The organism is Pseudomonas prosekii, assembly GCF_900105155.1.
GTDB classification, from domain to species: domain Bacteria; phylum Pseudomonadota; class Gammaproteobacteria; order Pseudomonadales; family Pseudomonadaceae; genus Aquipseudomonas; species Aquipseudomonas prosekii.
Window position 1 is genome coordinate 669,839 of sequence record NZ_LT629762.1, and the last position, 21,851, is coordinate 691,689.

The 21,851-nt window shown below is 58.9% G+C and carries 22 protein-coding genes; 11 read left to right on the plus strand and 11 right to left on the minus strand.

The genetic code is table 11. The features are described from left to right. Window positions 1–10: 10 nt before the first annotated feature. The 3 genes from BLU01_RS03110 to tal all read left to right on the plus strand — a co-directional run bounded on the left by BLU01_RS03110 (window position 11) and on the right by tal (window position 2,911). Window positions 11–715: a murein L,D-transpeptidase catalytic domain family protein gene (locus tag BLU01_RS03110; RefSeq protein ID WP_092270667.1), complete on the plus strand. Its 705-nt coding sequence runs from the start codon at window positions 11–13 to the stop codon at window positions 713–715. A gap of 95 nt (window positions 716–810) precedes the next feature. Further along, window positions 811–1,806 carry a tRNA dihydrouridine(20/20a) synthase DusA gene (dusA, locus tag BLU01_RS03115; protein ID WP_092270670.1) on the plus strand — a complete coding sequence of 332 codons (996 nt, stop codon included), beginning with the start codon at window positions 811–813 and terminating at the stop codon, window positions 1,804–1,806. A gap of 178 nt (window positions 1,807–1,984) precedes the next feature. Then, window positions 1,985–2,911 (plus strand): transaldolase, encoded by a 927-nt coding sequence (tal, locus tag BLU01_RS03120; RefSeq protein ID WP_092270673.1) that lies wholly within the window; start codon window positions 1,985–1,987, stop codon window positions 2,909–2,911. 164 nt (window positions 2,912–3,075) lie between these two features. Here the strand turns inward: tal and rssC are convergent, their stop codons facing one another. Both rssC and rssB read right to left on the minus strand, forming a co-directional pair. Beyond that, window positions 3,076–3,558 (minus strand): anti-sigma factor antagonist RssC, encoded by a 483-nt coding sequence (gene rssC / locus BLU01_RS03125; protein ID WP_092270676.1) that lies wholly within the window; start codon window positions 3,556–3,558, stop codon window positions 3,076–3,078. Continuing rightward, window positions 3,558–4,739 (minus strand): two-component system response regulator RssB, encoded by a 1,182-nt coding sequence (rssB, locus tag BLU01_RS03130; protein ID WP_092270679.1) that lies wholly within the window; start codon window positions 4,737–4,739, stop codon window positions 3,558–3,560. The genes rssC and rssB overlap by 1 nt, the downstream gene beginning before the upstream one ends. A gap of 276 nt (window positions 4,740–5,015) precedes the next feature. Between rssB and BLU01_RS03135 the strand changes: the two genes are divergently transcribed. Next, window positions 5,016–5,315, plus strand: a complete 300-nt coding sequence (locus BLU01_RS03135) for a PilZ domain-containing protein (RefSeq protein WP_092270682.1) — start codon at window positions 5,016–5,018, stop codon at window positions 5,313–5,315. 61 nt (window positions 5,316–5,376) lie between these two features. On the opposite strand, the gene BLU01_RS03140 is transcribed toward BLU01_RS03135, so the two are convergent. Then, window positions 5,377–6,066, minus strand: coding sequence for an MlaA family lipoprotein (locus tag BLU01_RS03140; protein ID WP_092270685.1), 690 nt, complete (start codon window positions 6,064–6,066; stop codon window positions 5,377–5,379). 199 nt (window positions 6,067–6,265) lie between these two features. Between BLU01_RS03140 and BLU01_RS03145 the strand changes: the two genes are divergently transcribed. Together BLU01_RS03145 and BLU01_RS03150 are read left to right on the plus strand one after the other, a co-directional pair. Further along, window positions 6,266–6,886, plus strand: a complete 621-nt coding sequence (locus BLU01_RS03145; RefSeq protein WP_092270688.1) for a phosphatase — start codon at window positions 6,266–6,268, stop codon at window positions 6,884–6,886. Between the two features lie 125 nt (window positions 6,887–7,011). After that, window positions 7,012–7,275, plus strand: a complete 264-nt coding sequence (locus BLU01_RS03150; RefSeq protein ID WP_092270691.1) for a DUF4404 family protein — start codon at window positions 7,012–7,014, stop codon at window positions 7,273–7,275. Between the two features lie 171 nt (window positions 7,276–7,446). Here the strand turns inward: BLU01_RS03150 and queF are convergent, their stop codons facing one another. Together queF and copI are read right to left on the minus strand one after the other, a co-directional pair. Next, entirely contained in the window at window positions 7,447–8,277 is an 831-nt protein-coding gene (gene queF / locus BLU01_RS03155) for an NADPH-dependent 7-cyano-7-deazaguanine reductase QueF (protein WP_092270694.1), read from the minus strand. A gap of 61 nt (window positions 8,278–8,338) precedes the next feature. Beyond that, window positions 8,339–8,875 carry a copper-resistant cuproprotein CopI gene (gene copI, locus BLU01_RS03160; RefSeq protein ID WP_092270697.1) on the minus strand — a complete coding sequence of 179 codons (537 nt, stop codon included), beginning with the start codon at window positions 8,873–8,875 and terminating at the stop codon, window positions 8,339–8,341. A 187-nt stretch (window positions 8,876–9,062) separates the two neighbouring features. Here copI and BLU01_RS03165 point away from each other — a divergent pair, with 187 nt between their 5' ends. Both BLU01_RS03165 and BLU01_RS03170 read left to right on the plus strand, forming a co-directional pair. Beyond that, window positions 9,063–9,743, plus strand: coding sequence for a heavy metal response regulator transcription factor (locus BLU01_RS03165; RefSeq protein WP_092270700.1), 681 nt, complete (start codon window positions 9,063–9,065; stop codon window positions 9,741–9,743). Continuing rightward, a complete protein-coding gene (locus BLU01_RS03170; RefSeq protein WP_092270703.1) occupies window positions 9,743–11,092 on the plus strand; it encodes a heavy metal sensor histidine kinase in 1,350 nt (449 codons plus the stop codon). Before BLU01_RS03165 ends, BLU01_RS03170 begins: the two co-directional genes overlap by 1 nt. 124 nt (window positions 11,093–11,216) lie before the next feature. Here BLU01_RS03170 and BLU01_RS03175 read toward each other — a convergent pair whose 3' ends face one another. From BLU01_RS03175 to BLU01_RS03185, 3 genes are all read right to left on the minus strand, one after another. Further along, entirely contained in the window at window positions 11,217–12,461 is a 1,245-nt protein-coding gene (locus BLU01_RS03175; protein ID WP_092270706.1) for a lipoprotein-releasing ABC transporter permease subunit, read from the minus strand. 66 nt (window positions 12,462–12,527) lie between these two features. Continuing rightward, on the minus strand, window positions 12,528–13,211 hold the full coding sequence (gene lolD / locus BLU01_RS03180; protein WP_167370415.1) for a lipoprotein-releasing ABC transporter ATP-binding protein LolD: 684 nt from the start codon (window positions 13,209–13,211) through the stop codon (window positions 12,528–12,530). 7 nt (window positions 13,212–13,218) lie between these two features. Then, window positions 13,219–14,469: a lipoprotein-releasing ABC transporter permease subunit gene (locus BLU01_RS03185; protein WP_092270712.1), complete on the minus strand. Its 1,251-nt coding sequence runs from the start codon at window positions 14,467–14,469 to the stop codon at window positions 13,219–13,221. Window positions 14,470–14,563: 94 nt separating this feature from the next. On the opposite strand from BLU01_RS03185, the gene BLU01_RS03190 reads away from it, so the two are divergent. Both BLU01_RS03190 and BLU01_RS03195 read left to right on the plus strand, forming a co-directional pair. Next, window positions 14,564–15,145, plus strand: coding sequence for a PilZ domain-containing protein (locus BLU01_RS03190; protein WP_092270715.1), 582 nt, complete (start codon window positions 14,564–14,566; stop codon window positions 15,143–15,145). A 13-nt stretch (window positions 15,146–15,158) separates the two neighbouring features. Further along, entirely contained in the window at window positions 15,159–15,881 is a 723-nt protein-coding gene (locus BLU01_RS03195; protein WP_092270717.1) for a glycerophosphodiester phosphodiesterase, read from the plus strand. Between the two features lie 42 nt (window positions 15,882–15,923). On the opposite strand, the gene sthA is transcribed toward BLU01_RS03195, so the two are convergent. Further along, window positions 15,924–17,318, minus strand: coding sequence for a Si-specific NAD(P)(+) transhydrogenase (gene sthA / locus BLU01_RS03200; RefSeq protein WP_092270719.1), 1,395 nt, complete (start codon window positions 17,316–17,318; stop codon window positions 15,924–15,926). Between the two features lie 208 nt (window positions 17,319–17,526). Then, a complete protein-coding gene (locus tag BLU01_RS03205; RefSeq protein ID WP_092270722.1) occupies window positions 17,527–18,516 on the minus strand; it encodes an FAD:protein FMN transferase in 990 nt (329 codons plus the stop codon). A gap of 355 nt (window positions 18,517–18,871) precedes the next feature. Between BLU01_RS03205 and tcuC the strand changes: the two genes are divergently transcribed. Next, window positions 18,872–20,173 carry an MFS transporter gene (tcuC, locus tag BLU01_RS03210; RefSeq protein ID WP_092270725.1) on the plus strand — a complete coding sequence of 434 codons (1,302 nt, stop codon included), beginning with the start codon at window positions 18,872–18,874 and terminating at the stop codon, window positions 20,171–20,173. A 176-nt stretch (window positions 20,174–20,349) separates the two neighbouring features. Here the strand turns inward: tcuC and BLU01_RS03215 are convergent, their stop codons facing one another. Beyond that, window positions 20,350–21,798 carry a glyceraldehyde-3-phosphate dehydrogenase gene (locus BLU01_RS03215; RefSeq protein WP_092270728.1) on the minus strand — a complete coding sequence of 483 codons (1,449 nt, stop codon included), beginning with the start codon at window positions 21,796–21,798 and terminating at the stop codon, window positions 20,350–20,352. Window positions 21,799–21,851 lie beyond the last annotated feature (53 nt).

Sequence of the window (21,851 nt, forward strand, 5' to 3'; positions counted from 1 at the left end):
AGACATCTCTATGGCGCTAAACCGCTTTGGCTTTCTATGCTCGGTCCTGCTGTTGGCGGCAACGTCAATACCAGCAGCCTACGCCGATTCTCTCGCCGCCGCCCTCGCCAAAGCGGCCCCTGGCGCTAACGCAAAAGTCATTGGCCTGGCCGTACGCGCCTCCCAATGCAGCATCGCCCGAGGCGCCGCGCCAGTCCAGCGACTCGCCGTCATCGACTATTCATTGCCTTCGACCGAACAACGCCTTTGGGTGTTCGATTTAAAGAAGCGCAAGTTGCTCTTTCATGAACTCGTCGCCCATGGCCGCAACAGCGGCGAAAACATGGCAGTTAAGTTCTCCAATCAGAACGAAAGCTTCGCCACCAGCCTTGGCTTATACCGCACCCAATCGAGCTACGTCGGACAAAACGGCTACTCGTTGCGCATGGAAGGCCTGGAACCTGGCTTCAATGACAACGCGTTCGACCGCGCAATCGTGATTCACGGTGCGCCGTACGTCAGCCCAGTGCTGGCCCGCGCCAATGGTCGTATCGGCCGAAGCCTGGGTTGCCCGGCAGTGCGACCGGCGATTGCTCATCGGTTGATTGACTCGATGAAGGGCGGGCAATTGCTGTTTTCGTATTATCCGGATCAGCGTTGGTTGAAGACGTCTTCCTTTGTCAATTGCGGCAGTTCGACGGTAGCCGACGCGTCCGGGCCATCGACGACTCGTTAAGCGTGTTGAGGATGTCGCTGAACAGAGCCCCCGCTTCAGCGACTCAATCCTGATAAACTGCGCGCCTCTCAGCCATACCCCAATCCCAGATCCCAATGCACCCAATCACCGCCACGCCCGCCCCGCTGTCACGACGTTTTTCCGTTGCGCCGATGATGGATTGGACCGATAGACATTGCCGTTTTTTCCTACGACTGCTGTCGAAGAATGCCTTGCTCTACACCGAAATGGTCACCACTGGCGCGCTCCTCAATGGCGACCACGAGCGCTTCCTGCGGCACAACGAAGCCGAACACCCACTTGCGTTGCAACTGGGCGGCAGCGTGCCTCTCGACTTGGCAGCCTGCGCGCGCATGGCTGAGGATCACGGCTACGACGAGGTCAATCTGAACGTCGGTTGCCCGAGTAATCGGGTGCAGAACAATATGATCGGCGCGGTGTTGATGGGGCATCCGCAGTTGGTCGCTGATTGTGTGAAGGCGATGCGTGATGCGGTGTCGATTCCGGTGACGGTGAAGCACCGCATCGGCATTAACGGCCGGGACAGCTACGAGCAGTTGTGTGATTTTGTTGGCACGGTTCGCGATGCCGGCTGCAGCAGTTTTACCGTGCATGCGCGAATTGCGATTCTGGAAGGCCTGTCGCCGAAGGAAAATCGCGACATTCCGCCCCTGCGCTATGACGTGGCGGCGCAGTTGAAAAAGGATTTCCCGGAGCTGGAGATTATTCTCAACGGCGGAATCAAGACCCTGGAAGCCTGCCACGAGCACTTGCAGACGTTCGACGGCGTGATGCTCGGCCGCGAGGCTTATCACAATCCTTACGTAATGGCCGAAGTGGATCAGCAGTTGTTCGGCAGCACGGCGCCGGTCATCACGCGCGCAGAGGCGCTGGCGCAATTGCGTCCTTATATTGCCGCGCACATTGAGGCCGGCGGTTCGATGCACCACATCACTCGCCATGTGTTGGGCCTGGGCACCGGGTTCCCGGGGGCGCGCAAGTTTCGCCAGTTGTTGTCAGTGGATATTCACAAGGCCAAGGAGCCTTTGGCGTTGCTGGATCAAGCGGCAGAGTTGCTTGAGGGGCGTTAACCGTCAGTTGACTTGAACCTGTGCGCCGATTTGGCATCGTATTTACCGATACCGCGCCTCGCCATTCAAACAGCCGTTTCCCGGTTGTTGCCGCTGGGCCCTTCGATACGCACGTACGCCCTTGAGTGGCTGTCAGCGCTCGGGTAATGTCATCAGACCCATAGGACAGAGCACGCCCATGACTTCCAAGCTGGAACAACTTAAACAAATGACTACCGTCGTTGCCGACACTGGCGACTTCGAAGCAATCGCTCGCGTTAAACCCGTGGACGCTACCACCAACCCTTCCCTGCTGCTGAAGGCTGCGGCCATCACCGGTTATGCCGAGTTGCTGAACGCTTGCGTTCACGACTGCAAGGGTGATGTAGGCCTGGCCAGCGACCGTTTTGGTGTCGCTGTCGGCAAAGAAATCCTCAACGTGGTACCGGGGCGCATTTCCACCGAAGTGGACGCGCGTCTTTCGTTCGACACTGACGCCGTATTAAAGCGCGCGCACCGTTTGATCGAACTGTACGACAAGGCCGGCGTTGGTCGTGACCGCGTACTGATCAAGATCGCCTCGACCTGGGAAGGCATCCGCGCCGCCGAAATTCTGGAGAAGGAAGGCATCCAGACCAACCTGACCCTGCTGTTCTCCTTCGCCCAGGCAGCCGCTTGCGCTGACGCCGGGGTGTTCCTGATTTCGCCGTTCGTGGGTCGCATCTACGACTGGTACAAGAAGGCCAACGGCAACGACTACACCGGCGCGGATGATCCGGGCGTGCAGTCGGTAACGCGCATCTACAACTACTACAAGGCCAACGACTACAAAACCGTCGTGATGGGCGCGAGCTTCCGTAACCTCAATCAGATCGAGCAGTTGGCCGGTTGCGACCGCTTGACCATCAGCCCTGACCTGCTGGAGAAACTGGCGGCGGACAACGGCAAGCTTGAGCGTAAATTGGCGCCAGGTCATGCCGGTGAAGCGCGTCTGAGCCTGAATGAAGCGCAGTTCCGTTGGTTGTCCAACGAAGATGCGATGGCTACCGAGAAACTGGCCGAGGGCATACGTCAGTTTGCCCGCGATCAGGAAAAGCTTGAGGCGTTGCTGCAAGCCAAGCTGTGATCTAGTTCAGCGCCATACAAAAAGGGCGAAACCTTACGGGTTCGCCCTTTTTTGTGTGTTCGTGGTGTGATTGGCGGTCTTGAGGACGCCTTCGCGAGCAAGCTCGGCTCCTACAGGATTTGGGTCGAACACCGTAAGGGGTCGACGACTCATCGATTTCGGAATCAGTGACGCTCTAAAGCATTCACCAGATCATGAAACGCCTCACGATTGGAGTCGTTCAACCCCATCAGAATCTTGTGCGCTTCCAGCACTTTGATCCGCACGATTTCTTCGGACTGATCCTGATCCGGCAAATCGTCCAGGCACTCAGGGCACGGCACAGGGTGGTCAACGATGTTGAACACTTGCTCGAAGCCCATGGACTGCAGCAGACGGGTGATGTCTTCGTGGGTGGTGACGACGGTCGGCAGCAGTCCGACCTTTTGCCGCGACAGGATCGACAGTTTGGCCAGCAGGCCCAACGTGGTGCTGTCGATGCTGCGGGTTTCGGTCAGGTCGATCACGATCGCGTTGAAGTTCAACGCCGTGAAGATCCGCTCAATAGTCGCATCCAACGCCGAACACAGGGTCAGGCGAACTTCACCGACGAACTTCAGGACGAAGGTGCCGTCCTGCTCGGCGAACTGGATTCTACCGGTACTCATTAAAGATTCCTGCTCAACACCAACAGGGCGATATCATCCGGCATCTCCCCTAGCGTGGCCAATCCAAAAACCTGCCGCAACCCATCCAGGGTGCCGCCCGCAGCCTTGACCCGTTGGGGCAACGCTGCTTCTTTCTCTTTGAGCGTAGGTTCTGGCAAGAGGTCCAGAATACCGTCAGACATCAGCGTCAGGCTGAACGTCGGCGGCAACTCCATTACGTGATCTTCGTAGGTGGCTTCATTGAAGAGGCCGACCGGCAGACCCCGCCCTTCCAGATAACGAACACTGTCTGGCGTGTACAACACAGGCAACGGCAAATGACCGCCGATGCTATAGGTCAACAAACCTGTCTCCTCGTCGATGACACCACCGACCATTGTGACGTGTTTGCCCAGCTTACAACTGATCAGGCCTCGGTTGATATGACCAAGTACCTCTGAAGGCTTGAATTCAGGCAACGTGCCGTTGCGCTTGGATTCGAACAGCAAGCGCGTGGTCATGAACTTCAGCAGCACGGTAACGAAGGCTGAAGAGGCGCCGTGACCGGAAACGTCCGCCAGGTAAAACGCGACCCGGCGCTCATCGACTCGGAAGTAGTCGACGAAATCACCCGACAGGTACAGCGACGGAATGATCTGGTGCGCAAACTGGAACTCGTCGATGGTCCAGGGACTGACCGGCAGCATGTTCATCTGCACCTGGCGACCGGCGTTCTGGTCTTCCTGGAGCAGGTTCAGGCTGGCTTCGAGTTCGCGGTTGGCTCGTTCAAGCTTGTCGCGATAGCGCTGGTTTTCCAGCATCAGGCGCGCGCGATCCAGGGCTCGACGTACAGAATGCTCGAGCACTGCCAGATCTTCGAGAGGCTTGATCAGGTAATCCGCCGCGCCCAGGCGCAACGCCTCGACCGCGTCGTTCATCACGCCGGCACCCGACACCACGATGACCGGCGTCTGCGGCGACAGCTCGGTGACCTGGCGAATGAGTTCGAGTCCGCCCATCTGCGGCATGCGCAGATCGCAGATGACCAAGTCGGGCTTGTCTTGCTCGAATACCTGAAGACCCTGTTGACCATTGCTGGCCTGCAGGACGCTGAAACCACTGTCGTCCAAATAGGCGGCGAGGCTCGCGCGCACTACTTCGTCATCATCGATTATCAGCAGCGTGGCACTGGTTTTTGGCATGTGGGCAAACGGCGCCAGAATTAGGTTGGCGTAGCAGGCAGGGGATTTAACCCGGCTCTCACTACTGGATTCGCTTTCTAGCCTCTCTGTTGCACTGTTTTCGAGCGTTCGCCCTACAGACAAGTCCACCAGAGGTGCCCTTCTAAGGCGCAGACGGTACTCCCATCCGCGGGGCGTTTCAAGCACACGCCGATGGTCGCTTGACGTCTTTACTTCTCAAATCACCGGGAGTTATAAGAACAGGCTAAACCGTAACCCAATGGAAGGATCGAGCCCATGAGTCAAACCGATCGGGACTACAGCGAAAAGCGCGATTTCATCCGCATGCGAGTCGATGCCGATGTGTCGCTGATTCACGAGGGCGATGAGGTGCCAGCCGTCTGCATCGACCTTTCCAGCAGTGGCATACAGGTGGAGGCGCCCCGCCTGTTAAAGGTCGGCGACCGGCTGAGCGTGCGAATCGATTCCGATCACGCGGCGCTGACCGGCCTTGAAGCCGACACCGAAGTGGTATGGGTCAAGGCGCAGGACGGCGGCAGTCAGAAACTCGGCCTTACAATCTTGAAGATGAAATAAGCCCGAAGCACAAATGAAGAAGGCGGCCAATTGGCCGCCTTCTTCGTTTTAACGCACAGAATCAAAAATCGTCTTCGACCTGGCCGTCTTTGACTTTGAATTCGCGGTTCTGCAAGTACGCATTGCGGATGAAAATGTACTTGTCGCCATTCATCAGCTTCTCGGCCGACAGCAGGCTCGCGCGGGTATCAACGATATTCAGGCCGAAAATCGAGTTACGCACTGGCACGTCGTTGATGTAGCGGTACGGGCTGGTGTAGCTGTCGACGTACTTGGACGGCGCATCACGCAGCGTGCTTGGGCCCATCAATGGCAGCATTACGTAAGGACCGCTGCCGACGCCCCAGTAGCCGAGGGTCTGGCCGAAATCTTCGTCGCTGCGCTGCAAGCCCATCTGGGTGCCGACATCGAAGAAGCCCAGCAGGCCGAACGTGGTGTTGAAGATCAGACGCGCAGTGTCAACGCCAGCCGCAGCCGGTTTGGCCTGCAAAACGTTGTTGGCGAGGTTGGTCACGTCGCCGACGTTGCGGAACATGTTGTGGATGCCGTCTTCGAGAAACTGCGGCGTGACGAACTGATAACCCTGAGCCAGAGGCTTCAGCGCATAGGTATCGACAAAGTCATTGAACTGGAAAATCGGGCGGTTGACGCTTTCCCAAGGATCCTCTTCCGTAGCCGCCTGGGCAGCAAACGGAACCAGCAACACGCTGGCACACACACAAAGCTGAGCGAATTGATTGCTCCAGCGCATAGAAAACTCCTTGGATTTGTACGAGCGCGGGCGCGCGGCCCAAGCGTTAAGGCGGCTAGTATAAGACGGAAAAGTCGGTTTAGGCAGCACCACGCGAGTCGGCGTGCAGAAGTCGCCGCCGACGGCCAGCAATTCGGCGAACTGTCACTCAACTGTCACCGTCCTTCCCTAGGCTTGTCGCTATTTCAGGGACGCTGATATGCCGCAAGCCGAAGCATTGCCAGTCACCGCGCCAAACCTGACCGCCGTGCTGTTTGGCCTCAGTGGTTGCCTGGTGGATTTCGGCGCCCGCACGCAGCAGTCCGGTTTGCCTGGCGAAGAGTTTGCCGAGGTCACGCCTGGTGCGCTGGAGAGCCTGCGCAGTCTGCAGCGCCAACAAATACCGTGTGCCTGGCTCGATGAACTCTCCCCTGCCCTCAGCCACTCATTGGCGGCTCACCTGCCGACGTGGATCAAGCCATCGCAACATCCAGCAACAATCAATCCGTGGCCCGCGCCGAATGCTTGCTGGCAAGCGTTGATGGCGCTGAACGTCGATCGTCTGGATGGCTGCGTGCTGGTCAGCGGCGAACCGCAATTGCTCCAAGCGGGTTTGAATGCCGGCTTGTGGACCATTGGCCTGGCGTCCTGCGGTTCGCTGTGCGGGTTGGCGCCGAACGAATGGCAAGCGCTGAGCCAAAAGGATCGCGAACAACGGCGCGGCAAAGCGACCGTGCAATTATTCAGCCTCGGCGTGCATTCGGTCATCGATCACCTCGGCGAGCTCGACACCTGTCTGGCGGACATCAGCCTGCGCCGGCTCAAAGGTGAAAAGCCCTGACTTCAGGCTTATACCGATGAAAGCATGCAGCTTGCCGGCGACTGGATTAATCTAGGGCCCAGCCATAGACCTTTGGCACGCTGCTGCGGTCTATGCCAGTGCCTATCGATAAAAGGAAGAACGCCATGCCTGCCCGCGAACTGCAAGAACAGCTCAATACTCTGCGCGAGCAATTGGAACAGAATCCGCCGCTGACCGAAGCCGAGCGCGAGGACCTTCATGTGCTGATGCAGCAAATTGAAGCCGAGATCGAACTGGAAACCAAAACTCAGGATTCAAGCCTGTCTGACGGAGTAAATCTGGCCGTCGAGCGCTTCGAACTCGAACACCCCGCCATTGCCGGCACCTTGCGCAACATCGTGCTGACGCTGGGCAACATCGGGATCTGAACCCGCCAGATGCAAAAAAGCCCCGCTAGCAATAGCGGGGCTTTCTCATATCCGGAAGGCGCGACGCAGTCCTCGTAGGAGTGAGCCTGCTCGCGATAGCGTTCTTCCAGTCAGCAAAGATTCTGACTGACCCAGCGCTATCGCGAGCAGGCTCGCCCCTACCGTGATCTGTTATTGACGGGCGAGACGATGGTTCGGCAACTGCACGTCTTCAGTGCTGCGATACGGGTTGATATCCAGCCCACCACGACGCACATACCGCGCATACACGGTCAATTTCTGTGGTTTCAACAAACGCTGCAAGTCGAGGAAAATCCGCTCCACGCACTGTTCATGGAAGTCCGAATGCTGGCGGAAGCTGACGATGTATTCGAGCAGACTCGCATGATCCAGCGCCGCGCCACGGTATTCCACCGCTACGCTGCCCCAGTCCGGCTGGCTGGTGACCGGGCAATTGGATTTGAGCAAATGGCTGTGCACGCTCTCCTCGACGATCCGCGAAGCATCGCAACGCAACAGTTCCGGGCGCGGCTGCTCGTAGTTGCTGACGCTGATATCCAGGTCATCGATGCACACGCCCGGCAACGCCACGACGCCCTCCGCTTCAACTTCGCGCAAGCTGCGAATACGCACGCCAACCGGCTTGCCGGCAGCGGCCGACAGGTCTTTGACCAGCGTCGCTTCGAGGCCCGCTGTTTCGGCAAACGGCGTCTGATTCAGCGAGTTGAGGTACAGCTTGAAGGACTTGGATTCGATGATGTTTGGTGAATCCGCCGGAATCGTGAATTCACCAATGGCCACCACCGGCTTGCCCGACGGCAGCAGCCACGACAGCTCGAAGCAGTTCCAGAAATCCACGCCTTTATAAGGCAGGGTTTCTGCGGTCAGCCCCAACTCCGCCCATTTCGCGGTGCGCGGAATCGGGAACAGCAAGGACGGCGTGTACGTGGCGATGTATTCGCTGGATTTGCCCAGCGGCGAGTGTTCGGCTGCGGGATGCATGGCGGAAACCTGACTGAAGAATCAGCGGATTCTATCAGCCTTTGCGCGCGCCTTTGAGTGCTTACTGACTGACAGTCAATTTGCCGACCATGCCCGCCTGATAGTGTCCCGGGATGTTGCAGGCAAATTCGAGGCTGGTGGCCTTGGTGAAAGTCCAGGTCAGCTCGGCCGTCTTACCTGGCGGCACCAATATGCTGTTCGGGTCGTCGTGCTGCATGCCGTGCTCTGGCGATGCGTGGTCCATACCAGCCATCGCGCTGTGGTCCATTTCCTTCATGGCGGTAGGCGTCAGCATGCCGCTCTGCTGCATCTTCAACATTTCCTGCTGGTGCGCGGCATGCATCGTCGCGTCTCCGAGGTTGAATTCGTGCAGCAATTGCCCCTTATTCACCAGAACAAAGCGAATCGTCTCACCGGCCTTGATATCGATGGCCTTCGGATCGAACGACATATCGCCCATTACCACCTCGACACTGCGCTGGGCTTTGGCCGCTGGCGCCGGTTGACCGAAGTCGTAAGTCTGCGCGGGTGAAGCTTCGAGCCCGAAGCTCAGCGCCAGCAAGCACGCGCCCAGCACCAGACGATTGCGCAAAAACATAGTCGTACTCCAACAAGATAAGGTTCAGCCTGTGGAAAACTCTAAACTGACACGCCTGCCCGCAACCTGACGGCCAGATTACAACTTTGTCAGGTTGGCCAGCATCTCGGCCAGCCACGGTATAAAGCGCTCGTTCCACTTAAACCGACTTACCAATGAACAGAGCCATCAATAAACAGAGCTATCAATGAAACTGCTGATCGTCGAAGACCAAGCGAAAACCGGCCATTATTTGCGCCAAGGCCTGACCGAGGCCGGTTTTACCACCGAGCTGGTGGCTGACGGCAACAGCGGCCAGCAACTGGCGCTGAGCGGTGAATATGCCTTGTTGATCCTTGATGTAATGTTGCCCGGTCGCGATGGCTGGCAGATTCTGCAAGCGGTGCGCGGCGCTGGCCTAGATACGCCGGTACTTTTTCTGACGGCGCGCGACGCGGTGGAGGACAGGGTCCACGGCCTCGAGCTCGGCGCCGACGACTATCTGGTCAAGCCGTTTGCCTTCTCCGAGTTGCTCGCGCGAGTCCGCAGTCTGTTGCGCCGGGGCAGCGCCGCGCCGCAGGAAACCTCGCTGCAACTCGCCGATTTGCGCCTCGACCTGATCCGCCGCCGCGTCGAACGCAGTGGCCAGCGCATCGACCTGACCGCCAAGGAATTCGCTCTGCTGGAAATGCTCCTGCGCCGCCAGGGCGAAGTGCTGCCCAAGTCACTGATCGCTTCGCAAGTGTGGGACATGAATTTCGACAGCGACACCAACGTCATCGAAGTCGCGATCCGTCGCCTGCGTTTGAAGATCGACGACGACTTCCCGAACAAACTGATCCACACCGTGCGCGGCATGGGTTACGTCCTCGAAGAGCGTGACGCCTGATGCGCCGATTGTCCTTGAGCAATCGCCTGGCACTGCTGTTCGCGGCGTGTACAGCGGTGGTTTCGTTGTTCGCCGGGGTGCTGTTCAGCCGCGCCAGCGAGGCACATTTTGTCGAACTGGATCAGCAATTACTCGATGGCAAATTGATCGGTTTACGCCGCGCCTTGCAGGATATCCAGTCCAGCGAAAGCGAAGTCAAATTGCAGGATGAGCTGAGCCGCCAGGCTGATTTGTCGCTGCGCATTACCGGCAGCGATGGCCAGAGCTGGTTTGACAGCTCGTCGAAATTGCCGCAAAAACTCCCGCAGAAGCTTGGTTTGTCCACGGTCAACGATGCCGGCACCGACTATCGCGTGCTCAACGCGCCGCTGTTTGCGGACAAAGCCGATTCGCCGCAATTGACCCTGCTGCTGGACATCACGCATCACCAGCACTTCCTGCAGCGCATGCAGAATCTGATCTGGCTGACGGTCGGCCTGTCGGCGTTGGCCACGGCGCTACTTGGAGCGTGGGCGGCGCGCAGCGGTTTGCGTCCGTTGCGGCGCATGAGCGTGGTTGCCAGTGGGGTTTCCGCTCAATCGCTCAACGCACGCTTGCCCGAAGAGAACATGCCGCCGGAACTTGCGGAAATGGCCCACAACTTCAACGCCATGCTCGGACGTCTCGACGACTCTTTTCAGCGGCTCTCAGCGTTCTCGGCCGACATCGCCCATGAACTGCGCACGCCGCTGTCGAACCTGCTGACACACACGCAAGTCACCCTCACCCGCCCCCGACCTCTCGAGGACTACCGCGAAGCGCTGCACAGCAACCTCGAAGAACTGCAATGGATGGCGCAACTGGTCAACGACATGTTGTACCTGGCCAAGGCAGACCACGGTTTGCTGATGCCCAAACGTGAACCGTTGGAATTGGCAGAAGAAACTGATGTGTTGCTGGAGTTTTTTGCGCCGCTGGCCGAGGACGCGCAGGTACGGTTGAGCCGCGAGGGCTCGGCGCGAATGCTCGGGGACCGCAGCATGTTGCGCCGGGCGCTGTCTAATTTGCTGGACAATGCGTTGCGGTTTACCCCGGTTGGCGGCGAGGTTCGAGTGAGGATCGTCGAGCAATCCGAAGGCTTGACGTTGCTGGTCGAAAACACTGGAAGCGGGATTGATCCGGCATTGTTGCCGCGCCTGTTTGACCGGTTTTACCGGGCTGATCCGGCGCGGCAGGAAGGCAGTAGCGAGCATGCAGGGTTGGGTTTGGCGATTACTCAGTCAATCATTCGCGCGCACGGCGGGTTGATTCGTTGCGAATCGGCAAATGGCTGGACGCGGTTTGTGATTGAGTTGCCAAGGAAGGATTGAGGCCTGCTGGGCCGGCCTCATCGCGAGCAAGCTCGCTCCCGCAGGGATAGGAGTTGGCCATGAATCTGCGGCCCAACTCGATCAACTGTGGGAGCGAGCTTGCTTGCGAAAGCGCTGTTAAGGCTTACGAATACCGCAACGCGTGAGCCGGTTCGATTTTCGCCGCTCGCCACGCCGGGTACACCGTCGCCAGAAAGCTCAAAATGAACCCCGCCGAGCAGATCAACAACACATCGCCGCCCTGCAATTCCGACGGCAGATTGCTGACGAAATACACGTCCGAACTGAAGATATGCTGCCCGCTCACGCGCTCCAGCCAACCCACCAGTTCACTGACATTCAGCGCCGCAATCACGCCCAGCACGCCGCCGATCAATGTGCCGACAATCCCGATCACCGTGCCCTGCACCATGAATATCGCCATGATCTGGCGTGGTGTCGCGCCGATGGTGCGCAAAATCGCGATGTCCGCGCCCTTGTCGTTCACCACCATGATCAACGTCGCGATGATGTTGAACGCCGCTACCGCGACGATCATCAGCAGCAACAGGCCGATCATGGTTTTTTCCATTTTCATCGCGCTGAACAGGCTGCCCTGGGTGTGGGTCCAGTCGTCAGCCTTGTAAGCGGCGCCGAGGCCCGTGGCAACGTTGTGTGACACTTGCGGCGCAGCGTACAGGTCCTTCACCGCCAGGCGTACGCTCTGCACCTGATTCGGCTGCCAATGCTGCATCTGCGCCGCGTCGGCCATGTGGATCAGCGCCATCGAGCCATCAAGCTCGGCGCCGACCTTGAACACGCCCACTACGTTCAGGCGCTGCATGCGCGGCGTGATGCCGCCCGGTGCGCTGCTGATCTCCGGGACGATCAGGGTGAGTTTGTCACCGACATTCAAGCGAAAACGCCGCGCGGTGATTTCACCGACCACCACGCCAAACTCGCCCGGCTTCAGATCGTCGAGACGACCCTGGACGATATGTTGCGTAACGATCGACACCTTGCCTTCCTGCGCCGGATCGATGCCGCTGATCTGGATCGGCTGCATCGAGCCTTTGTAGGAGAACATGCCTTCCATTTCGGTGAACGGCACGGCAGCGGTGACTTCGGGGTTTTTCATCGCTGCGGCTGCAACCGGCCGCCAGTCGTCGATCGGGTTGACGCCGACGATGGTCGCGTGCGGCACCATGCCGAGGATCCGCGAGCTCATTTCGCGCTGGAAACCGTTCATCACCGAGAGCACCACGATCATCGCCAGCACACCGAGGGCGAGGCCGATCATCGAGGTCATCGAGATGAAGGAAACAAAGCGATTGCGGCGCTTGGCGCGGGTATAGCGCGCGCCGATGAAGATCGATAACGGTCTGAACATTCGCTGGGGCACCGTATAAAAATAAAAGACCCGACGGGCTTTTCAGCCGCGCCGGGTTTCGGTCAATCAGATGGGCGTCAGGCGACCTTCCTGCAAATGCAGGACGCGATCCATCTGGCGAGCCAGGTTCATGTCGTGAGTCACCACCAGGAACGCGGTGCGCATCGAGGTGCTGAGTTCCAGCATCAAATCCTGAATGCCCTGCGCGGTGTGCGAGTCGAGGTTGCCGGTCGGCTCATCGAGCATCACCAGCCCGGGCTTGTTTACCAGGGCGCGGGCGATGGCCACACGCTGACGTTCGCCGCCGGACAATTCGGACGGTTTGTGTTGCAAGCGATGACCCAGCCCTACCCGCTCCAGCAACGCCGTTGCACGTTGACGCGCCTCCGGGATGGCGGTCTTGCCGATCAGCAGCGGCATGCAGACGTTTTCCAGCGCGGTGAATTCCGGCAGCAAGTGGTGAAACTGGTAGACGAACCCGAGGGATCGGTTACGCAGCAGGCCACGGTTTTTCTCGCTCAGCGCCGAAAGCTCTTCGCCGTCCAGCCAAACGCTGCCCTTGGTCGGCGTATCGAGGCCGCCCAACAGGTTGAGCAAAGTACTTTTGCCCGAGCCCGAGGTGCCGACGATGGCCACGCGTTCGCCCGGGTGCAACTCCAGTTGCAGACCGGCCAACACTTCTACCGACTCCGGGCCTTCCTCGTAGGATTTGCCTAGGTTGCGGCAGCTCAAGATTGCTTTTTCACTCATGCCCGACTCACTCATAACGTAGCGCCTCCGCAGGCTGGGTGCGCGCGGCACGCCAGGCTGGATACAGGGTGGCGAGGAAACTCAGAACCAACGCGGCGGCGCAGACCATCAACACGTCCTGGCTCTGCACTTGCGACGGCAGGTAATCAATAAAGTACACGTCGGCATTCAGGAATTTATGCCCGATCAAGCCTTCGAGGGCCGAGATCGCCGCGCTGACGTTGAGCGCCGCGAAGATCCCGACCACCGCGCCGATCAGCGTTCCGACCACCCCGATCACCGTGCCCTGGACCATGAAAATCGCCATGATCGAACCGGGCGTGGCGCCAAGCGTGCGCAGAATCGCGATGTCGCTTTTCTTGTCATTCACCACCATTACCAGCGTGGAAATGATGTTGAACGCGGCGACCGCAACGATCAGCAACAGCAGCAGGCCGATCATGGCTTTTTCCATGCGGATCGCCTGATACAGATTGCCGTGGGTGCGGGTCCAGTCACGCGCGTAGTAATGGTCTTCGCCAAGTTGCTGGGCGATGTTCCACGCAGTGCGCGGCGCCTGGAACAGGTCGTCGAACTTCAGGCGAATGCCCTGCACCTGATCGGGTTTCCAGCGATGCAGCCGGGCCAGATCCTGCAGATTGGTCACGCCGAGGTAACCGTCCAGCTCGCCAGCGCCGACATGGAAAATGCCGACCACGGTAAAGCGTTTCATCCGCGGGAACATCCCGGCCGGGGTCACGGTGACTTCCGGCGCAACGAACGTCAGCTTGTCGCCGATGGCCGCGCCGAGCTTGGCCGCCGCTTTGTCACCGATGACGATGCCGAAGCTGCCAGGCGTTAGGTTGTCGAGCTTGCCCTGCTTCATGAAGTTATCAATGATCGAAACCTGACGCTCCAGCGTCGGGTCGATGGCATTGAGCAACACCTTGGAGACCTTGCCGTTATTGGTCAGCAGCCCCTGCATCTGGGTGAATGGCGCAACGGCCGTCACCTGCGGGTTCTGTTTGACCTTGGTGGCCAGGGCCTGCCAGTCGTTGATCGGTTCACCGGACTCGATGGTCGCGTGGGGCACCATGCCCAGCACGCGGGTGCGCATCTCATGATCGAAGCCATTCATGACCGACAGCACGACAATCATCACGACCACGCCGAGGGCGAGCCCGATCATTGAAGTCAGGGAAATGAACGACACAAAATGATTGCGACGCTTTGCACGGGTATAACGCGTGCCAATAAATACGAAGAGAGGTCTGAACATGTCGGGGCTTGTTCGGAGGGAAAAGGAACGTCCTTGTGGCGGGGGTCGGTAACCAGCTTTACACTCAGACCACCGCCGCTACCATGGGTTCGCCATGTCGACATTAGATGAAGAAGATCGCCGCGAATACTACCGTATCGAAGATGCGATCGCACTGGAAATTCGGTCCCTGTCCGCTCCCGAAGCCGCAGGCCAGGAAGTGTTGCAGGATGCTTCCCCGCTCTTCAACTTGCTCAGTGAATTGCACCTGAGTGAATTCGAGTCGCAGCACCTGTTGCGCCAGATCAGTGAGCGCGACCGCGCCATTGCGGCATTCTTGAAATCCCAGAACAAACGCATCGACCTGCTCAGCCAAGTAGTCGCATTGACCGTGCTCGGGCAGATCGGCGAACCGCAACCGGTGATTATCTCCGAGGGCGGCATCGACTTTCAGCACCCGACGCCCATTGCGGTCGGCGCGCATCTGTCAGTGAAAATGGTGCTGATGCCGCAAGCGCTTGGTTTGCTGCTGCGCGCGCGCGTCACGCATTGCGACAGCAAGGGCGATGGTTACGACGTCGGCACCGAATTCGAGTACCCGACCGATGCCCAACGCCAATTGCTCGCGCGCTACATCTTGCAGAAGCAGGCCCAGGAACGACGCCTGGCCCGTGAACAAAACGAATCCGGCATTTAATTAAGGAAGAACCGTGACCCTCATCTACGGCCATCGCGGCGCCAAAGGCGAAGCACCGGAAAACACCCTGACCAGTTTTCAGGAATGTCTCAAGCACGGCGTGCGCCGTTGCGAACTGGACCTGCACCTGTCCATGGACGGCGAGTTGATGGTCATTCACGACCCGACACTCAAGCGCACCACTGACCGCCGCGGCAAAGTGGTCGAGCATTCGGCCAAGGATCTGGTGACCTACGACGCGCGCAAGGGCGGCCCGGGCTGGATCAAGCCGTGCCCGATTCCGACGCTGGAAGAATTGTTCGAGAAATGCGCTTTCGAGCATTGGCAGCTCGAAGTCAAAAGCGCTTCACGCACGCGCGCCGCGACTACGGTGCTGGCGATCCGCGAAATGGCCGTGCGTCATGGCTTGCTCGACAAAGTCACCATCACCTCCAGTTCACGCGAAGTGTTGAAAGCGGCGCTGGATCTGGTGCCGGATGTGTCGCGCGGTTTGGTTGCCGAGTACGCCTGGCTCGACCCGTTGAAGGTCGCGCAAAGCTACGGCTGTGAATTTCTTGCGCTGAACTGGACGCTGTGTACCCCGGAACGCCTGCAGAAGGCGCAGCGCCAGGGCCTGCATGTGTCGGTGTGGACAGTCAACGAGCCCGCGCTGATGCGCAGACTCGCCGACTTCGGCGTTGACAGCCTGATTACAGACTTTCCCGGTTTGGCCACTGCCACGCTCGAGAATTGCTGAAATCGGTCTCCCCGGCCGGCTCAGGCCACCGGCCGGAGCCGCTCAAAAAAGCCGGTTGAGGCCATCGTACGCCGCTACCCGATAGGCTTCGGCCATGGTCGGGTAGTTGAACGTGGTGTTCACAAAATACTTCAGCGTATTCAGTTCGCCCGGCTGGCTCATGATCGCCTGACCGATGTGAACAATTTCCGACGCCTGATAACCGAAGCAGTGCACGCCTAACACTTCCAGCGTTTCGCGGTGGAACAGAATCTTCAGCATGCCCTGAGGCTCGCCGGCAATCTGCGCGCGCGCCATGCTCTTGAAGAACGCCTTGCCCACTTCGTACGGCACTTTGGCCTGGGTCAGCTCTTGCTCGTTTTTGCCGATCGAGCTGATCTCCGGAATCGTGTAAATCCCGGTTGGCACGTCATTCACAAAGCGCCAGCTGTTGTTATCGACGATGCTGCCCGCTGCCGAACGACCCTGGTCGTGCGCGGCACTCGCCAGGCTTGGCCAGCCGATCACGTCACCGGCGCCGTAAATGTTCGGCACGCAGGTGCGATAGGCTTCATCGACTTCGATCTGCCCACGGCCATTGACCTTCACGCCAATGTTTTCCAGACCCAGCGCATCAGTGTTGCCGGTACGGCCGTTGCACCAGAGCAAGGCGTCGGCCTTGATCTTCTTGCCGGACTTGAGGTGCAGGATCACACCGTTGTCCACGCCTTCGACACGCTCGTAATCTTCGTTGTGGCGAACCGTGATGTTGTTGTTGCTGAAGTGGTAACTCAGCGCCTGGGAGATTTCCGAGTCGAGGAAGCTCAGCAGCTGCCCACGGTTATCTACCAATTCAATCAACACACCCAGACCACTGAAGATCGAGGCGTACTCGCAACCAATTACGCCAGCGCCGTAAACGATGAGTTTGCGCGGGGTGTGGCCGAGACTGAGGATGGTGTCGCTATCGTAGATACGCGGGTGATGAAAATCGATGTCCGCCGGGCGATACGGGCGCGAGCCGGTGGCGATGATGATGTGCTTGGCGACAAGCTTTTCAACCACACCGTTGGCGCAAACCACTTCGATGGTTTGCTCGTCGGCAAAACTGCCGCTGCCGAAGAACACGTCGACGCGGTTGCGGGCGTAGTAGCCGGTACGCGATGCGACTTGTTTGGAAATGACTTTTTCAGCGCTTTTCAGCACATCCGGAAACGAGAACCAGCGCGGCTCACCAATCGCCCGAAACATCGGGTTGGTGTTGAACTGCATGATCTGCCGGACCGAGTGACGCAATGCCTTGGACGGGATGGTGCCGAGGTGGGTGCAGTTGCCGCCGACCTGGCGACGGCTGTCGACCATCGCCACTTTGCGCCCTGCTTTGGCGGCGTTCATTGCCGCGCCTTCTCCTGCCGGGCCGGAACCCAGCACCACCACGTCGTAGTTGTAGACAGCCATGCGTACTCCTCAGAACAGGCCGCGGCGCCATCGGCACCTGCGGCTAAATCACGCCGATCTGCGGCGTGAAGGAACAATTTTGGGCCAGTGCAGAACCCGGGACACAGTCTATAGAAGCGTCAACGCCGCGCACATTAACCCTTGGTCGCGTCACAGGCTACTTTTGCCGGCGCTACAACGCCAGTCTTCAATGCGCAAATCGCCGTGATCATTCGCTTTTACCGCCGCTGAGGCGTTCGAATTCCGGGCTGGTCCTGGTGACAAAACCTGTATCGGCACGAATCACAAAGAATGCACCAATCTGATGTTTTTGCGCGTAGTCCCAACCACGTTCAGGGCCGAGAATCAGCAACAGCGTCGATAGGCCGTCGGCCATCAACGTTGAAGGATTAATTACCGTGACCGACGCCAGATTGTGCGTAATCGGTGCGCCGCTGCGGGCGTCGAATGTGTGGGAATAACGCCGGCCGTTCCGCTCGAAATAATTGCGGTAACCGCCGGAAGTCGAGACGCCGTAACCGTCGACGTTGATGATGCGTTGCGCCACTTGCTGATCGTCGCGAGGCTCTTCCAGGGCAATCTTCCACGCTGAACCGTCGAGCTTTCTCCCGGCAGCTTTAAGCTCGCCGGTGGCTTCGGCGAGGTAATTGTGGATACCGAGGCTTTGCAGTTTTGCCGCGATGGTATCGACTGCGTAGCCGGCGGCGATGCTGTTGAAATCGACTTCGACGGCGGCGTCTTTGCACAGCTGATCGCCGCTGATGCGCAAGTGCGAGTAGCCGACGCGCTGCATCACCTCAGCGAGCGCTTCAGCGGTCGGGACTTTTTCGTCACGAGCCTGCGGGCCGAACCCCCAGAGGTTAAGCAGAGGTTCGACGGTCAGGTCGTAGGAGCCTTCGCTTTGGCGCGACAGCTGTTCGGCGACGCGGACCAATTCGAGCACTGGCGCGGGCATTGTCTGACAGCTGTTGGCGGGCAGAGCGTTGAAGCGTTCGATGTCCGAGTCGCTGCGGTAGGTGGACATTTGCCGGTCAACCTCGGCGAGAATTTTTTCGACTTCGGTTTGGACGTGTTTCGGCGCCGGCGAGTCGCTTTTTCGTACGTACTTGATCGAATAGGTGCTGCCCATGGTCGGGCCGCTGAGGCTTTCCATGGAATCGCCATTGCCGCAGCCGGACAGGGCAACGCACAGCACCATGAAAATACCCTTCCGTTTCAACACACTCACTTCCCCTCAATACCCAGACACAACGCCAAGGCCGGCCATTATGCCCGTCCTGCAGGAGCGAGGCTTGCCCGCGAAGGCGCTCAATCTGACACGCCGCCTTCGCGGGCAAGCCTCGCTCCTACAGGGGCTAATGCGCTCAGCTGCTGAATCCATGCCGCGTAATGGCTATAACGTTTAAGCAGCAAGCTAACTAGTGGTTGCCTATCTATCTTCATACACATATCGTTACAAAACTGTTCGGTAAGCGCCTGCGTGCTTGAACCCGGCAGTCAGGAGGCGTCAAGACCAGGGATTTCAATAAGACAGCCAAAGTGAGAGCGTTCAAATGTCCAGCGAAACGGGCAAAGGCAAAGCGATCTTTCGCGTTGTCAGCGGTAACTTCCTCGAAATGTTCGACTTTATGGTCTACGGCTTCTACGCCACGGCCATTGCCAAGACCTTCTTCCCTGCCGACAGCGCATTTGCATCCTTGATGCTGTCCCTGGCGACCTTCGGTGCCGGGTTCCTGATGCGTCCGCTGGGCGCGATTTTCCTCGGCGCCTACATCGACCGTCACGGCCGCCGCAAAGGTTTGATCATCACCCTCGCGATGATGGCCGCCGGCACCGTGCTGATTGCCTGCGTACCCGGTTACGCGACGTTGGGCGTGGCCGCGCCTTTGCTCGTATTGTTCGGGCGTTTGTTGCAAGGCTTCTCGGCGGGCGTCGAACTGGGCGGTGTCTCGGTGTACCTGGCGGAGATTTCCACGCCGGGGCGCAAAGGTTTCTTCGTCAGTTGGCAGTCCGCCAGCCAACAAGCGGCGGTGGTGTTTGCCGGTTTGATTGGCGTTGGTTTGAACCACTGGCTCAGCCCCGACCAAATGGGCGAATGGGGCTGGCGCGTGCCGTTCCTGATCGGCTGCATGATCGTGCCGGTGATCTTCGTGATTCGCCGCTCGCTGGAGGAAACACCTGAGTTCGAGGCGCGCAAACATCGCCCTACCCTGCAGGAAATCATCCGCTCGATCGGTCAGAACTTTGGCATCGTCATCGCCGGCATGGCGCTGGTGGTCATGACCACGGTGTCGTTCTACCTGATCACGGCTTACACGCCGACCTTCGGCAAAGCCGAGCTGCACCTGTCGGACCTGGATGCGCTGCTGGTGACGGTGTGCATTGGTCTTTCGAACTTCTTCTGGTTGCCGGTGATGGGGGCGGTGTCCGACAAGATCGGGCGTAAACCCTTACTGCTCGCGGCGACCATTCTGGCGATCCTCACGGCTTATCCGGCGCTGTCGTGGCTGGTGGCGAACCCGAGCTTCAGCCATTTGCTGATCGTCGAGTTGTGGTTGTCGTTCCTGTACGGTTCGTACAACGGCGCGATGGTCGTGGCGCTGACCGAGATCATGCCAGTAGAAGTGCGTACCACCGGTTTCTCTTTGGCCTACAGTCTGGCGACCGCAACGTTCGGCGGTTTCACCCCGGCGGCGTGTACCTACCTGATTCACGTGCTGGACAACAAGGCTGCGCCGGGGATCTGGCTCAGTGGCGCGGCGGTGTTGGGGTTGATTGCGACGTTGGTGCTATTCAAAGGCAATCGACATGAACTGCGGACTGCGCAAGCGGCGGCGGTTGGTGGCGCCAGGTAGATCGTATTCGCGGGCAAGCCTCGCTCAGGTAGCGTGCAATATCAATATTCGCGCATAACCTGTAGGAGCGAGGCTTGCCCGCGAAGAGGCCCGCCGAGGCGACACACCCTAGCCAGACAAACGCCACAAACAAAAACGCCCCGACTGATCGGGGCGTTTTCATGTGCGGCTAAGGCTTAGCGCGGGAAGGCTGGCGGGTTGACCCCGGCCATGTCTTCCATCACACGAACCACCTGGCAGCTGTAACCGAATTCGTTGTCGTACCAAACGTACAGAACAACGCGGTTGTCTTGGGTGATGGTCGCTTCAGCGTCCACCACGCCTGCGTGGCGCGAGCCAACGAAGTCGGTGGAAACCACTTCCTGCGAGTTGACGTAGTCGATTTGCTTGTGCAAATCGGAGTGCAACGCCATGTAACGCAGGTAATCGTTCATCTCTTCGCGGGTCGCGGCTTTCTCAAGGTTCAGGTTGAGAATGGCCATCGACACGTTAGGCGTTGGAACACGAATCGCGTTACCGGTCAGCTTGCCGGCCAGCTCAGGCAAGGCCTTGGCAGCAGCGGTGGCAGCACCGGTTTCGGTGATGACCATGTTCAGCGCGGCGCTACGGCCACGGCGATCGCCCTTGTGGAAGTTGTCGATCAGGTTCTGGTCGTTGGTGTACGAGTGAACCGTTTCAACGTGACCATTGATGATGCCGAACTTGTCGTTGACTGCTTTGAGCACCGGCACGATGGCGTTGGTGGTGCAGGAAGCGGCAGAAACGATCTTGTCGTCAGCAGTGATTTCGCCGTGGTTGATGCCGTGAACGATGTTCTTCAGCTTGCCTTTGCCAGGCGCGGTCAACACAACGCGGTCGATCCCCGGGCAAGCCAAGTGTTGGCCCAGGCCCTCGGCGTCACGCCACACACCGGTGTTGTCCACCAGCAGCGCGTCTTTGATGCCGTACTGGGTGTAATCCACCTCAGTCGGGTTTTTCGCGTAGATCACCTGGATCAGGTTGCCGTTGGCGGTAATGGTGTTGTTTTCTTCATCGATGGTGATGGTGCCGTTGAAGGAACCATGAACCGAATCGCGACGCAGCAGGCTGGCGCGCTTGACCAGGTCATTTTCGGCGCCCTTGCGGACCACGATGGCGCGCAGACGCAGGCCGTCGCCACCACCAGTTTTCTCGATCAGGATGCGCGCCAGCAGACGGCCGATACGACCGAAGCCGTACAGGACAACGTCGGTGCCTTTGCGCGCCGTAGCGTTTTGCTGGCCAACAACGTCAGCCATTTCTTCACGCACGAACTGCTCGGCGCTGCGGCCATTGCCATCGTTACGGAATTTGAACGCCAACTTGCCCAAGTCTACCGAAGCCGCGCCGAGCTTGAGCTCGCTCATGGCTTTCAGCAGAGGGAATGTTTCGTGGACGGAGAGTTCGCTGTCGTCGGTAGAGCGATGGCGAGCAAAGCGGTGAGCTTTGAGAATCGCGATGACAGACTGGTTGATCAGGCTGCGGCCATAGATCGAGCTCACCACGTTGTTATTGCGGTAGAGCTGACCGATAAGCGGAATCATCGCTTCTGCGAGTGCTTCACGGTCGATCCATTCACCAAGACACTGGTCGGGCTTCTGAGTCACGGGAACCTTCCACTATGTAGGGGCAGAAAAAAGGGGCTACATTATGCCGCCGA

Coding starts and splice junctions, on each gene's coding strand:
- BLU01_RS03110 (WP_092270667.1), top strand. CDS start 11: ATGGCGCTAAACCGCTTTGGCTTTCTATGCTCGGTCCTGCTGTTGGCG.
- dusA (WP_092270670.1), top strand. CDS start 811: ATGCACCCAATCACCGCCACGCCCGCCCCGCTGTCACGACGTTTTTCC.
- tal (WP_092270673.1), top strand. CDS start 1,985: ATGACTTCCAAGCTGGAACAACTTAAACAAATGACTACCGTCGTTGCC.
- rssC (WP_092270676.1), bottom strand. CDS start 3,558: ATGAGTACCGGTAGAATCCAGTTCGCCGAGCAGGACGGCACCTTCGTC.
- rssB (WP_092270679.1), bottom strand. CDS start 4,739: ATGCCAAAAACCAGTGCCACGCTGCTGATAATCGATGATGACGAAGTA.
- BLU01_RS03135 (WP_092270682.1), top strand. CDS start 5,016: ATGAGTCAAACCGATCGGGACTACAGCGAAAAGCGCGATTTCATCCGC.
- BLU01_RS03140 (WP_092270685.1), bottom strand. CDS start 6,066: ATGCGCTGGAGCAATCAATTCGCTCAGCTTTGTGTGTGTGCCAGCGTG.
- BLU01_RS03145 (WP_092270688.1), top strand. CDS start 6,266: ATGCCGCAAGCCGAAGCATTGCCAGTCACCGCGCCAAACCTGACCGCC.
- BLU01_RS03150 (WP_092270691.1), top strand. CDS start 7,012: ATGCCTGCCCGCGAACTGCAAGAACAGCTCAATACTCTGCGCGAGCAA.
- queF (WP_092270694.1), bottom strand. CDS start 8,277: ATGCATCCCGCAGCCGAACACTCGCCGCTGGGCAAATCCAGCGAATAC.
- copI (WP_092270697.1), bottom strand. CDS start 8,875: ATGTTTTTGCGCAATCGTCTGGTGCTGGGCGCGTGCTTGCTGGCGCTG.
- BLU01_RS03165 (WP_092270700.1), top strand. CDS start 9,063: ATGAAACTGCTGATCGTCGAAGACCAAGCGAAAACCGGCCATTATTTG.
- BLU01_RS03170 (WP_092270703.1), top strand. CDS start 9,743: ATGCGCCGATTGTCCTTGAGCAATCGCCTGGCACTGCTGTTCGCGGCG.
- BLU01_RS03175 (WP_092270706.1), bottom strand. CDS start 12,461: ATGTTCAGACCGTTATCGATCTTCATCGGCGCGCGCTATACCCGCGCC.
- lolD (WP_167370415.1), bottom strand. CDS start 13,211: ATGAGTGAAAAAGCAATCTTGAGCTGCCGCAACCTAGGCAAATCCTAC.
- BLU01_RS03185 (WP_092270712.1), bottom strand. CDS start 14,469: ATGTTCAGACCTCTCTTCGTATTTATTGGCACGCGTTATACCCGTGCA.
- BLU01_RS03190 (WP_092270715.1), top strand. CDS start 14,564: ATGTCGACATTAGATGAAGAAGATCGCCGCGAATACTACCGTATCGAA.
- sthA (WP_092270719.1), bottom strand. CDS start 17,318: ATGGCTGTCTACAACTACGACGTGGTGGTGCTGGGTTCCGGCCCGGCA.
- BLU01_RS03205 (WP_092270722.1), bottom strand. CDS start 18,516: ATGGTGCTGTGCGTTGCCCTGTCCGGCTGCGGCAATGGCGATTCCATG.
- tcuC (WP_092270725.1), top strand. CDS start 18,872: ATGTCCAGCGAAACGGGCAAAGGCAAAGCGATCTTTCGCGTTGTCAGC.